The sequence below is a fragment of the Aquibacillus koreensis genome, from assembly GCF_025154055.1.
GTDB classification, from domain to species: domain Bacteria; phylum Bacillota; class Bacilli; order Bacillales; family Amphibacillaceae; genus Aquibacillus_C; species Aquibacillus_C koreensis.
Map to the genome: position 1 here is coordinate 108,659 of NZ_JAOALK010000008.1, position 12,714 is coordinate 121,372.

Genomic DNA, 12,714 nt, shown 5'->3' on the forward strand with positions numbered 1-12,714 from the left:
TGTGAAACTGTACGTAATTCAAAGGATAGGAAGGTAACAAAAAGATATGAGAATTTTATTTATAGGAGATATCGTAGGGTCACCAGGAAGAGATATGTTGCAACAATACTTAGCTAAACTAAAGCAAAAGTATCAAGCGCATATTACAATTGTAAATGGTGAAAATGCCGCTTCAGGTAAAGGAATAACCGAAAAAATATATAAACAATTTTTAGAACTAGGTGCGCAAGCGATTACGATGGGTAATCATACATGGGACAAAAAAGAAATATTCGAATTTATCGATGATGCTAAAAATATGGTCCGACCGGCAAATTTTCCAGAAGATACGCCAGGGAAGGGGTTAATGTTTGTAAAATCGAACAAACATGAAGTTGCGATCATTAATTTACAAGGCCGGACGTTCATGCCCCCTAATGATGATCCGTTTAGAAAAGCAGATCAGTTAATTCAAGAAGCAAAAAAGAGGACCAATATTATTTTTGTAGATTTCCATGCTGAAGCAACGAGTGAAAAACAAGCGTTAGGATGGTATCTTGACGGTCGTGTCAGTGCTGTTGTTGGGACGCACACACATACGCAAACTGCCGATGAGCGAATATTACCAAAAGGAACAGCATATATCACAGAAGTAGGGATGACTGGTCCTTATGATGGAATCCTAGGAACTGACAGAGATGCTGTAATTAAAAAGTTTCTTACTAATCTACCTGTTCGATTTGAAGTAGATAAAACGGGTAGGACGCAGTTAAATGGCTTAATCGTGGATATTGATAATGAGACAGGCGCTGCTAAAAATATTGAAAGAATATTAATTAACGATGATCACCCGTTTTTCGGGTGATTATTTGAATTTTTAGATAAATTACTTCATAATAAAAGGGAATAACTATCATCTCCAAGAATATAGTAAAAGTGGAACAACTTTAGTAAACTAAGGAGGTACTAGGAATGGACATATTAAAAGTTTCAGCCAAATCAAATCCTAATTCAGTAGCAGGAGCACTTGCGAATGTGCTAAGAGAACGTGGCTCAGCGGAAATTCAGGCGATCGGTGCTGGTGCATTAAACCAGTCCGTAAAAGCAGTAGCAATCGCACGAGGATTTGTTGCCCCGAGCGGAGTTGACCTAATTTGTATCCCAGCTTTTACTGATATTATGATTGATAATGAAGAGCGGACAGCTATTAAACTAATAGTTGAACCAAGGTAATAGAAGTTATCTCCTGTTTGCATGTGCAAGCAGGTTTTTTTTGATACTAGATTTATATATTGATATGGTAACACAAGAATTAATTTTGATTTCATTTAGTATATGAGGGGGAGCGTGTGATGAACATAATTGATGCGCACTGTGATGTATTATTTCAACTATGGGAAAAGGACCTCTCTTTTTTCTCAAGTAATGAACTCCAAGTTAACTATAAAAAATGGATGAAGAGTTCGGTAAAAGTACAGTGTTTTGCTATATTTGTTCCTGATTATGTTTCCGAAGAATCACAATTTAATATTGCTTTGGAAATGGTGGATCTATTTTATACACATATTATTGAACCTTATGACGATATAAAATTTATTAGTTCGAAGGAAGATTTGTTGGAGTTAAAAGAAAACGAACGAGGTGCGGTTTTAACCCTAGAAGGCTGTCACGTCATTGGTAGAGATATCGCGAAATTAAAAACATTAATACGTCTAGGAGTAAGAGCAGTAGGATTGACTTGGAATCAAGCAAATGCAGTGTGTGATGGCATTGGAGAATCTAGAGGAGCTGGCTTAAGTATTTTTGGGAAAGAAGTTGTAGAAACATTAAATAAAGAAAGGATATGGACAGATGTTTCTCATCTTTCCTATCAAGGCTTCTTTGATGTCATGGAAATTGCCTCATACCCGATGGCTTCTCATTCAAATGTGAAACAACTTTGTTCTCATCGGAGGAATCTTGATGAGAAACAAATTAGTAGTTTAATTGAGCGTAAGGGTTGGATGGGTATTACTTTTGTTTCTAGCTTTTTGGCAGATAAAGAACCAACCACTTATCAAGATGTTATCCGTCATATCCTCTATGTAATCCAAATGGGTGGATCCTCTTCTATCGGTTTTGGCTCTGATTTTGATGGGGCAACTTCTTATCCAATAGATTTAAAGGATTGTCTTCACTATAATCGTTTTGTTAAGGAACTAGCACATTATATTGACCAAGCAGACTTACAACGTATCTGTTATCAAAATTTTATCGATAAATTTCCTCGACTGAGATAAACAAGGTGGACATTGTGTTTGTAGGCAATCTACCATATAATGATGTAGGAAGTTCTTTATTTTTATGTAGAATTATTGGTATAATATTAAAATTGGAGCAAATCTCAATTTCCCATATGGATGAATGATGTACAAGAAAGAAAGGAGATTTACTATGAATGAGCAACAAAGAAAACAAGCAAATCAAATAAAGCAGGTTGATCCATCGGACATAAAATCCGCACCGGAAGAAAACCTAGAACGTTTAAAAAATATGGACTCTGACGAAATGATTGATAAGTATTTTCAAACTACGTACGAGCCACCAAACTTAAAAAAAGCCAAGAAAAGACTTAAAAAAGACGTAGACATTCATTACGATTTCTCTATCTCAAAAGAGTTACAACAAATTGGGAAAGGGAAAAAATTCTTAATCCGCACATATGGTTGCCAAATGAATGAACATGATACAGAAATCATGGCTGGAATTTTATCGGATATGGGTTATGAAACTACCGATGATACAAATGAAGCTGATGTGATCTTGTTAAACACATGTGCTATTCGTGAAAATGCAGAAAATAAAGTATTTGGTGAAATTGGGCACTTAAAACCGTTAAAATTAGAAAAACCTGACTTAATCATTGGTGTATGTGGTTGTATGTCGCAGGAAGAATCTGTGGTAAATCGAATTCTAAAGAAACATCCGTTCATTGATTTGATTTTTGGTACACACAACATCCACCGACTGCCAGCACTAATTGAAGAGGCTATGTTCGGTAAAGAAATGGTAGTAGAAGTGTGGTCAAAAGAAGGTGACATTATTGAAAACCTTCCAAAAGTCCGTAAAGGTAAAATTAAGGGTTGGGTAAACATTATGTATGGTTGTGACAAATTCTGTACGTACTGTATTGTTCCTTACACTCGTGGTAAAGAGCGAAGTCGTTTACCGGAAGATATTATCCAAGAAGTACGTCAATTAGCGGCTGCTGGATATAAAGAAATAACTTTATTAGGTCAAAATGTAAATGCCTATGGGAAAGATTTGGAATTTCAATATGGTTTAGGAGATCTAATGGATGAAATTAGTAAAATAGATATCCCGAGAATTAGATTTACTACTTCACATCCTAGAGACTTCGATGATCGTTTAATTGAAGTGTTAGCAAAAGGTGGCAACTTGCTTGATCATATTCACCTTCCAGTCCAATCAGGAAGCTCTGAAGTGCTAAGAGTTATGGCGCGTAGATATACGCGTGAAAGTTATTTAGAACTAGTGAAGAAAATACGAACTGCTATGCCGAACGCGACGTTAACAACAGATATTATCGTTGGCTTCCCAAATGAAACGGATGAGCAGTTTGAAGAGACAATGACGTTAATGGAAGAAGTTGGCTTTGAAAGTGCCTACACGTTTATCTATTCCCCTAGAGAAGGCACACCAGCTGCTAGATGGGAAGATAATATCCCAATGGAAGTAAAGAAAGAAAGATTGCAACGGCTAAATGCACTTGTAAACAAACAGTCTGCTGAAGCGATGAAGAAATATCAGGGCCAGACAGTGAAGGTATTGGTAGAAGGAGAAAGTAAAAAAGATCCTGAGGTTTTATCAGGTTATACAGAAAGAAACAAGCTTGTTAATTTTAGAGGACCAAAATCTATCATTGGGGAAATTGTAGAAGTGAAAATTACAAATACAAAAACATGGACACTTGATGGAGAATTGGTTCATGAAGCTGCAGAGGTGAAATAAATGACACATACACGTAAAGAAGTTGTTGAAGAGGCACATAAGCTTGCAAAGATGATGGCAAATATTGAAGAGATTGATCGTTTTAAACAATTAGAAGCAAAGCTAAATGAAAACCAAAAAATCCAAATCATGATTAAAAAAATCAAGGCATTACAAAAACAAGCGGTGAATTTTCAAGCTTACGGTAAACAAGAAGCGTTAAAGAAAGTAGAAGCTGAGATTGATCGTTTACAAAATGAAATTGATGAAATTCCAATCGTTCAAGAATTCAAAGATTCTCAAGTAGTGATCAATGACATTTTACAACTTGTATCGAATACAATTGCAAGAGAAGTTACAAATGAAGTTATTCGTTCAACAAATGGTGACTTGTTAGCTGGTGAAACTGGCTCAAAAGCAGGAACCAGCTCTTGTGGACATTAATTTAGATGAAAAACTGACTCAATATTTTGGGTCAGTTTTTTATTTTTTACATGAAATGGGAAGGAGTAGATATAAAATAAAAAGTAACTATTAGCAGCCGCTAATCTATGGTCGATTTTGGCGGTTATGAGATCCGTTATTTGTCCGAAATCTTCGTTTATATTATTTTAACGGCTACCAGATCCCTTATTTGCCCTGATTTCATTGATTACGTAGCAATTTTCTAAAATAGGGTACTGTATAGCCGCTTAGATTTTAAATTGGGGTAAATTAGGAAAATAAGGGCTCTCATAGCCGATCAGAAATCTAAGGAAATCTTGGCGGCCATGAGATCCGTTATTTGGCTATTATTCAAGATTACTAAATTTTCGAGGTCAACAGATCCGTTATTTGGCCTAATTTCATTGATTTTGATGGCATTTTGTTAAAATAACGTACTGTATGACCGCTTAGACTCAAAATTGGACTAAAACAGAGAAATAAGTGATCTCATGACCGCTTGCGTTGTATGCACTCATTATCTTTCTGTTACGCCGCATTCTATAGATAATCTGCTACAAATGTAGAGTTCACTAACTTTAATTTTTTTATAAGAAATGAAATTTTTTGGGTGAATATCGTACACATTGTTAGGCCTTTGCATAGGATGAACTAGAAACCTTTACTGGTCTAATTTCACATTTAACAGAAAAAGGGTTATGCACTATAGTTGTACTCACTGCATAAAATGACTATGAAAAATAAGAGGAGGTTTTAGTTCTATGTCTTTTCTTGATCAAGAATATCGAGAAATAATTACAAAAGCAGTTATTGGTAAAGGACGTAAGTTCACGCAGGACACAAATACCATCACGCCATCACATAGACCATCTAGCATCCTGGGTTGCTGGGTAATTAACCACTTATACAATGCAAAAAAAGTAGGGAATGACATTGTAGAAGTAAATGGTAGCTATGACGTGAATGTTTGGTATTCTTACAATGATAATACAAAGACAGAAGTTGTAACCGAGCGTGTAAACTACTACGACAAAATTAAGTTATCTGTCAAAGATGAGCATACACTAGGGGATGAGGTAGAGGTTTTCGCAAAAGTAATTCAACAACCAAATTGCCTAGAGTGCAAAATTGCTAGTCATGATCACAAAATTAAAGTCGAAGTAGAGCGTGAATTTTTAGTAGAAGTAATCGGAGAAACAAAAGTAACAGTTAAAGTAGATCCTAAGGGTACAGTAGCAGACGATGACGACTGGGATTTCGAATTATCCGATGAGGAATTCGAAAACGTAGATCCAGATTTTTTAGCTAACATCGAAGAAGAATAAAACAAATCTTTTTGTAGAGTGTAAATTAATATTTACACTCTATTTTTCTATTTTATTTTTATCTGGATATACCGTTTTCATGATTATTAATAGCTTACCATAATCAGGTTGATAAAAAAGTTCGAGTGTATATGCTATAATAAGACAATAATCTAGTACGTGTTGGAGGAAAAATGATGGCGGGATATACACCGATGATACAACAATATTTAAAAATAAAAGCAAACTATAAGGATTGCTTTTTATTTTTTCGGTTAGGCGATTTTTATGAAATGTTTTTTAATGATGCTGTAGCGGCTTCTAGGGAATTAGAAATAACCCTTACTAGCAGAGATGGTGGTGGGGAAGAAAGAATTCCGATGTGTGGGATTCCATATCACTCTGCAGCAAACTATATAAAAAATTTAGTGGAAAAGGGTTATAAAGTTGCAATTTGTGAGCAAGTAGAGGATCCGAAAGTGGCTAAAGGTGTAGTGAAACGAGAGGTTGTACAGTTAATTACACCAGGTACGGTAATGGAAGGTACGATGCTTGAAGAAAAAGAAAACAATTACCTAGCAAGCATTAGTCAAATCACTACACATACTTTTGTTATAACATACAGTGATTTATCAACTGGTGAAAATAATATTGCAGTCATTGAAGCTGGTTGGGAAGCTGTACTAAATGAATTATTTAATCGTCCCATTAAAGAAATGGTTATTTCAAACGAATTAGATGAAACCTATCAATCTGACTTAAAGCAACGTTTGCAAGTGACGTTGTCTTATATGGATGAAACAGTAATTCAAGATGATTTTATTTATCTAGTCGAAAACCTGGCAGATGAAAACGTCGTACAAGCATTTGGTAGAATGCTAAATTATTTGCAAACCACACAAAAACGTGCGTTAGACCACTTAAAGCCAGTGCAAATGATTGAACTTAAACAATATATGTCATTAGATATGTATTCAAAGAGAAATTTAGAGCTAACAGAAACCATTATGAGAAAAGGCAAACAAGGAAGTCTATTGTGGGTTATTGATCAAACGGTGACAGCGATGGGCGGTCGAATGTTAAAAAAATGGCTAGAAAGACCGCTATTGAACAAGAGATCAATAGAAAAACGTTTTGACCTTGTGCAAGGTTTTATTGAACAATTTATCGAACGTGAAGCAATTCGAGACGTATTAAAGTCAATTTATGATTTAGAGCGATTGTCTGGGAGAGTTGCGTTTGGAAATGTCAATGCGAGGGATTTAAACCAACTCAAAGTATCACTTAGTAAAGTCCCCGACCTAAAAGATCAATTAAGGCAGTTTGAAAACAGGCAGGTAAACGCACTTGGCGATCAGTTAGACCCGTTAAACGATTTATTTGGTTTACTAGAGGATAGTCTAATTGAAGACCCGCCTATTTCTTTAAAAGACGGTGGCATCATAAGAGATGGATACAATGCAAAGTTGGATGATTACCGGTATGCTTCACGGAATGGGAAAAAGTGGATTGCGGAGTTGGAGCAAAAAGAAAAGCAAGAAACAAATATAAAGTCATTAAAAATTGGTTATAACAGAGTATTTGGTTATTACATTGAAGTGACTCGAGCAAACATCCACTTACTTCCAGAAGGGAAATATGAGCGAAAGCAAACGTTAACCAATGCAGAGAGGTACATCACTCCTGAGTTGAAAGAAAAAGAAGCGCTCATATTAGAAGCGGAAGAGAAAAGTATAGATTTAGAATACGAGTTGTTTAGTGAACTTCGTGAGCAAGTAAAAGGTTTTATACCAAAGCTACAACAACTAGCTGAAAAAATCAGCGAAATTGATGTGATACAAGGATTTGCATCAGTAAGTGAATTAAATGATTATAATCGCCCGAGTTTTAATACTGAACGAAATGTATCAATCCAAGAAGGAAGACACCCTGTTATCGAAAAGGTAATGAAGGATGATTCTTTTGTGCCGAATCATGTTCATATGACGGATGATCATGACATTTTGTTAATTACTGGTCCAAATATGTCTGGTAAGAGTACGTATATGCGTCAACTTGCATTAACAGCAATAATGGCTCAAGTTGGCTGTTACGTACCTTGTCAATCAGCAAATTTACCAATCTTTGATAAGATCTTTACACGAATTGGTGCTGCCGATGACTTAGTATCCGGTCAAAGTACATTTATGGTCGAAATGTTAGAAGCGAAACATGCGATTACGAATGCAACGGAAAATAGTCTGATTTTATTAGATGAGATTGGAAGAGGGACAAGCACATATGATGGTATGGCTCTTGCGCAAGCCATTATTGAATATATTCATGAGCATGTGCATGCAAAAACCTTATTCTCGACGCACTATCATGAGTTGACTAGCTTAGACCAAGCGTTAAATAAATTGAAAAATATACATGTAAGAGCAGAAGAATACGAAGGTAAGGTTGTTTTTCTTCATCAAATCCAAGACGGGGCTGCGGATGAAAGCTATGGCATTCATGTTGCGCAACTTGCAGAGCTACCTAAATCGTTGATCGAACGAGCTACTGTTATTTTAAAGCAGTTAGAACAAAAGCCAGATCGCAATTCACAAAAACAAATCGTTCAAGAAAAAGATTTACAACAACTTTCTTTCTTTGAACAAGAAAAAAAGAAGGCGAACAATCGTGTACCGAAAAAGGATGGTCTCCTACTAAAATCATTGAAAAACCTAAATCTAATGGAAATGACTCCTATGGAAGCGATGAATGAATTATACCGACTACACAAGCAAGCAAACGAGGAGTAAGAGGGGGAATGCTCGGGTGAAAATCTTCCAAATGCCTGATTCACTTGCCAATAAAATTGCTGCAGGGGAAGTAGTGGAAAGACCAGCTTCTGTAGTAAAAGAACTAGTGGAAAACAGTATAGATGCAAACAGTACCTCGATTAAAGTGGAAGTAATGGAAGCAGGTCTGCAGCAAATTAAGATTACCGATAATGGTGATGGTATGTCAGAGGATGATTGTGAACGAGCTTTCTTTAGGCATGCCACGAGCAAAATAAAAAACGAAAATGATTTATTTCATGTACGAACACTAGGATTTAGAGGAGAGGCTCTAGCGAGTATTGCTGCGGTTAGCCGACTAAAATTAAAAACATCCACTGGTGAAGAAGCAGGAACAATTCTGGATTTAGAAGGTGGAAAAGTTGTTAGTAAGACAAAAGGTGATGCTAGAAAAGGAACAGAAATAACGATTGATGATTTATTTTTTAACACACCTGCACGTTTGAAGTATATGAAAACAATTCATACCGAATTAGGGCATATCACGGATGTTATTAATCGCATGGCGTTATCACACCCTATGATTCGGTTTGAAGTTTGTCACAATGAAAAAAAGTTGTTTCAATCTTCAGGAAGAGGCGACCTCCTTCAAATCATTGCCCAAGTATATGGGATGAGTGTTGCTAAAAAAATGGTACCTGTATCGTTTAAAACGTTAGACTTTTCGATCGATGGTTTTATAGCAAAGCCCGAAGTAACAAGAGCATCGAGAAATTATATATCTACAATTATAAATGGCAGGTATATACGTAGTGTTGGTTTAGGTAAAGCGATCGCTAATGGTTATCATACGCTCTTACCAATTGGTAAAAATCCTTTAGTTGTTTTAAATATTGAGATGGATCCTATATTGGTAGATGTCAATGTTCACCCTGCTAAATTAGAAGTTCGCTTCAGTAAAGAAAAGGAGTTATATGAAGCAGTTCAGGAGACGATTAAAAAGGCTTTTCGCAAAGAAAGATTAATTCCTGATGTAATACAGGCTAAAAAGCCAAAAGAAAAAAGTGAACAACATACTTTTTCTTTTGATAACCAAGCCTTTGACCAACGACACGCTTCATCACCTATACCCGCGAATGAAGGTATATATTCGTATTCAGGTAAGGATCTAGAAGTAGAACAAGATGCTTTTTTCACACTTCAACATACCGCTGCTGAAACCGCAGATAAATATGAAGAACAAAAACCAAACTTTGATGATATGGTCGAGAGTATCTCTATTCAAATAGAGGAAGAAACGAAAGAAATGCTTGAAACAGATGAAGAACGGATACCCATCATGTATCCGATAGGTCAACACCATGGAACGTACATCTTGGCTCAAAATGAAACGGGTCTATATATCGTCGATCAGCATGCAGCGCAAGAAAGAATTAAATATGAATATTTTCGAGACAAAATTGGCGATGTTCCAAATGAATTGCAAGAGTTATTAATCCCGTTAACTTTTGATTTTTCAAGACAAGAAGCACTTTTGATTGAACAATATCAAGACGATCTTAAGAAAGTTGGTCTCTTTTTTGAGCATTTTGGCCAACAAAGTTACATTGTCAGGTCTCATCCACAATGGTTTCCTAAAGGATTTGAAGAAGAAGTTATACGCGAGATCGTAGAGCAAGTGATAACAGAAGAAAAGATAGACTTATATAAATTGAGGGAAGAGGCAGCGATTCTCATGTCTTGTAAACGATCGATAAAAGCAAATCATTACCTAAATAATGACGACATGTTTAGGTTGCTTGAGGATTTAAGGAAGTCAACTGATCCTTTTACATGCCCTCATGGAAGACCAATTATTATTCATTTTTCTGAATATGAAATGGAAAAAATGTTTAAACGAGTGATGTAATATTGCTTACTATTAATTGAACAAATTTTTTTGTGCGTATAAAAAAAACTACCTTACCCAAAATAACATTGTGTAAAAAATGAAGGTTAGGTGGGATTGCTATGCAGGAAAATCAGAAATTAATAAATTTCCTTAATCAGGAACTATCCAACTTTGCGGTATTATATATTAAACTGCATCGATATCACTGGTTTATTCAGGGGCGACACTTTTTTAAGCTACATGAAGTATTTGAAGAATTGTATAATGAAGCGGCCGAAGACCTAGATGAAGTAGCGGAAAGAATTTTAGCTATCGGTGGAAAACCATTAGCGACAATGCATAAGTATATTAAAGAGGCTACATTACATGAAGCACAAGCAGATGATAAAGAAAATGAAATTATTAATCAGCTTTCTGAAGATTACAAGACCATGATCCAAGAAATCAAGGATACTGGTGTTCCTTTAGCGGATGAATTAAACGATCAACCTACTGTGGACTTATTAAATGATATTCATGGTAGATTCGAAAAACATGTTTGGATGTTAAAGGCTTATATTGCATATGAGTAAAAATTGAAGTTGTCGTTTATAAACGACAACTTTTTGTGTGTTCAGGAAATGTTTGATTGCGTTTGCAGTATTTTTTGGTTGATGTATAATAACTAATACATTTATATTGTAATTTTTCTTATTGAAGGGATTTAAATATATGAAGCAACCTGTTGTTACGATTGTTGGTCCAACTGCTGTTGGTAAGACAAGTCTAAGTGTAGAAATAGCCAAACGATTTGGAGGAGAGGTAATTAGCGGAGATTCTATGCAAATCTATAAAGGAATGGATATCGGTACAGCAAAAGTTACTGAAGAAGAAAAAGATAACATTCCTCATTATATGATTGACATAAAAGATCCATCACAATCGTTTTCAGTAGCTGATTTTCAAAGTTATGTTAATCAATATATAAAGGAAATAAGTGAGAATGGTTACCTACCTATCCTTGCGGGAGGCACAGGGTTATATATACAAGCCGCACTATATGGTTACAATTTCTCGGATTCAAAAAGAGATGATACATATCAATTACAAATTGAAAAGGAAATAAAAGATAAAGGAATAGATAACGTGTACCAAAGGCTTCAAACAGTAGACCCTGTTCAAGCTGAAAAGATTCATCCTAATAATGAGCGCCGTGTTGTTCGTGCGTTAGAAGTTTTTGATCGTACTGGAATGACGATGACGCAATATCATGAACATCAACAACTTGAATCGATTTACAAGCCAATTTTAATTGGATTGGAAATGGATAGAGAAATCCTGTACGATCAAATTAATAAACGGGTTGATAAAATGATAGAAGATGGACTAGTTGAAGAAGTGAAATTTTTTTATGAGAAAGGACTAGAACATGCTCAATCTATGAAGGCTATTGGATATAAAGAATTAATTCCATACCTTAAAGGTCAGCAGACATTAGAGGAGTCTGTACAATTATTAAAAAGAAATTCAAGAAGGTATGCAAAAAGACAATATACTTGGTTCAGGAATAAGATGGAGGTGGATTGGTATTCGATAACAGAAGTTACAAAAAATGAAAAGTTTGAAATAATTTTGGATGATTTAGCAGGAAAGCTAAAAGAAAAGTAGAATTAATTACATATAGATAGAAAAGAGGAGGAAATACCATGTCTCAATCGGTAAATATTCAAGATCAATACTTGAATCTGTTACGTAAAGATCGAATTCAGGTTACTGTATTTTTAACAAACGGTTTTCAATTAAGAGGAACTATTAAAGCCTTTGATAATTTTACAGTTTTATTTGATACAGATGGCAAGCAACAATTAATCTTTAAACATGCCATTTCCACATTCGCGCCATCGAAAAATGTAAATCTGGAAACCGAATAAACAAGATGGACGCTTTTACGGAAGCGTCCAACTTTATTTATAAGTGAATAAGGAATTATTTGGTAGTGATATTTCTATTGTTTTAGGTTACTATCCATGTTATATTTATTATCCGCCACTGAGAGCGGTGCTTATCTTACTCAATAAGTTAGAAAGTTATTGACGTTGATATTGATAATGTGATATATTTATAAAGTCGCTTTTTGGACAAGTTAACAACACAAAAAGATTGTTGACTTGCATAAAACGATTTGGTATAATATAAAAGTTGTCGCTTAAAAGACAACTTTACTATTGATCTTTGAAAACTGAACAAAACAATCATTTATGTCAAGCAAGAAAAAAGCTAGTTTTTTGAATGAGTGAAGATTAATGATCTTCTACTAAGTTCGCCACGTCCTGTGGCAACGTAGAAGTCAGCACATCCGTGT

General features: G+C 35.2%; 11 protein-coding genes. All 11 read left to right on the forward strand.

Features of this window, described 5'->3' with window-relative positions; translation table 11 throughout:
* Positions 1–46: 46 nt before the first annotated feature.
* A complete protein-coding gene (locus tag NYQ66_RS02235) occupies positions 47–844 on the forward strand; it encodes a TIGR00282 family metallophosphoesterase (protein WP_259866394.1) in 798 nt (265 codons plus the stop codon).
* Between the two features lie 107 nt (positions 845–951).
* Positions 952–1,212 carry a stage V sporulation protein S gene (locus tag NYQ66_RS02240; protein WP_058307744.1) on the forward strand — a complete coding sequence of 87 codons (261 nt, stop codon included), beginning with the start codon at positions 952–954 and terminating at the stop codon, positions 1,210–1,212.
* A 119-nt stretch (positions 1,213–1,331) separates the two neighbouring features.
* Positions 1,332–2,258, forward strand: a complete 927-nt coding sequence (locus NYQ66_RS02245) for a dipeptidase (RefSeq protein ID WP_259866401.1) — start codon at positions 1,332–1,334, stop codon at positions 2,256–2,258.
* A 154-nt stretch (positions 2,259–2,412) separates the two neighbouring features.
* Entirely contained in the window at positions 2,413–3,990 is a 1,578-nt protein-coding gene (gene miaB, locus NYQ66_RS02250) for a tRNA (N6-isopentenyl adenosine(37)-C2)-methylthiotransferase MiaB (RefSeq protein ID WP_259866403.1), read from the forward strand.
* Positions 3,991–4,413: a RicAFT regulatory complex protein RicA family protein gene (locus tag NYQ66_RS02255; RefSeq protein ID WP_259866406.1), complete on the forward strand. Its 423-nt coding sequence runs from the start codon at positions 3,991–3,993 to the stop codon at positions 4,411–4,413.
* A 761-nt stretch (positions 4,414–5,174) separates the two neighbouring features.
* Positions 5,175–5,738, forward strand: a complete 564-nt coding sequence (gene cotE, locus NYQ66_RS02260; RefSeq protein ID WP_259866408.1) for an outer spore coat protein CotE — start codon at positions 5,175–5,177, stop codon at positions 5,736–5,738.
* 176 nt (positions 5,739–5,914) lie between these two features.
* A complete protein-coding gene (gene mutS, locus NYQ66_RS02265; RefSeq protein WP_259866410.1) occupies positions 5,915–8,503 on the forward strand; it encodes a DNA mismatch repair protein MutS in 2,589 nt (862 codons plus the stop codon).
* Positions 8,504–8,519: 16 nt separating this feature from the next.
* A complete protein-coding gene (gene mutL, locus NYQ66_RS02270; RefSeq protein ID WP_272480023.1) occupies positions 8,520–10,391 on the forward strand; it encodes a DNA mismatch repair endonuclease MutL in 1,872 nt (623 codons plus the stop codon).
* Positions 10,392–10,492: 101 nt separating this feature from the next.
* Positions 10,493–10,945 (forward strand): Dps family protein, encoded by a 453-nt coding sequence (locus tag NYQ66_RS02275; protein ID WP_259866414.1) that lies wholly within the window; start codon positions 10,493–10,495, stop codon positions 10,943–10,945.
* A 139-nt stretch (positions 10,946–11,084) separates the two neighbouring features.
* The gene (miaA, locus tag NYQ66_RS02280) at positions 11,085–12,020 is read left to right on the forward strand and encodes a tRNA (adenosine(37)-N6)-dimethylallyltransferase MiaA (RefSeq protein WP_259866416.1); all 936 of its coding nucleotides are present in this window, start codon (positions 11,085–11,087) and stop codon (positions 12,018–12,020) included.
* A gap of 38 nt (positions 12,021–12,058) precedes the next feature.
* Positions 12,059–12,283, forward strand: coding sequence for an RNA chaperone Hfq (gene hfq, locus NYQ66_RS02285; protein WP_259866418.1), 225 nt, complete (start codon positions 12,059–12,061; stop codon positions 12,281–12,283).
* The last annotated feature ends 431 nt before the right edge of the window (positions 12,284–12,714 follow it).

Bases quoted from the DNA above. Each gene is read 5' to 3' on its own strand.
- miaA (WP_259866416.1), top strand. From the start codon at position 11,085: ATGAAGCAACCTGTTGTTACGATTGTTGGTCCAACTGCTGTTGGTAAG.
- hfq (WP_259866418.1), top strand. From the start codon at position 12,059: ATGTCTCAATCGGTAAATATTCAAGATCAATACTTGAATCTGTTACGT.
- NYQ66_RS02275 (WP_259866414.1), top strand. From the start codon at position 10,493: ATGCAGGAAAATCAGAAATTAATAAATTTCCTTAATCAGGAACTATCC.
- NYQ66_RS02245 (WP_259866401.1), top strand. From the start codon at position 1,332: ATGAACATAATTGATGCGCACTGTGATGTATTATTTCAACTATGGGAA.
- miaB (WP_259866403.1), top strand. From the start codon at position 2,413: ATGAATGAGCAACAAAGAAAACAAGCAAATCAAATAAAGCAGGTTGAT.
- cotE (WP_259866408.1), top strand. From the start codon at position 5,175: ATGTCTTTTCTTGATCAAGAATATCGAGAAATAATTACAAAAGCAGTT.
- NYQ66_RS02255 (WP_259866406.1), top strand. From the start codon at position 3,991: ATGACACATACACGTAAAGAAGTTGTTGAAGAGGCACATAAGCTTGCA.
- NYQ66_RS02240 (WP_058307744.1), top strand. From the start codon at position 952: ATGGACATATTAAAAGTTTCAGCCAAATCAAATCCTAATTCAGTAGCA.
- NYQ66_RS02235 (WP_259866394.1), top strand. From the start codon at position 47: ATGAGAATTTTATTTATAGGAGATATCGTAGGGTCACCAGGAAGAGAT.
- mutS (WP_259866410.1), top strand. From the start codon at position 5,915: ATGGCGGGATATACACCGATGATACAACAATATTTAAAAATAAAAGCA.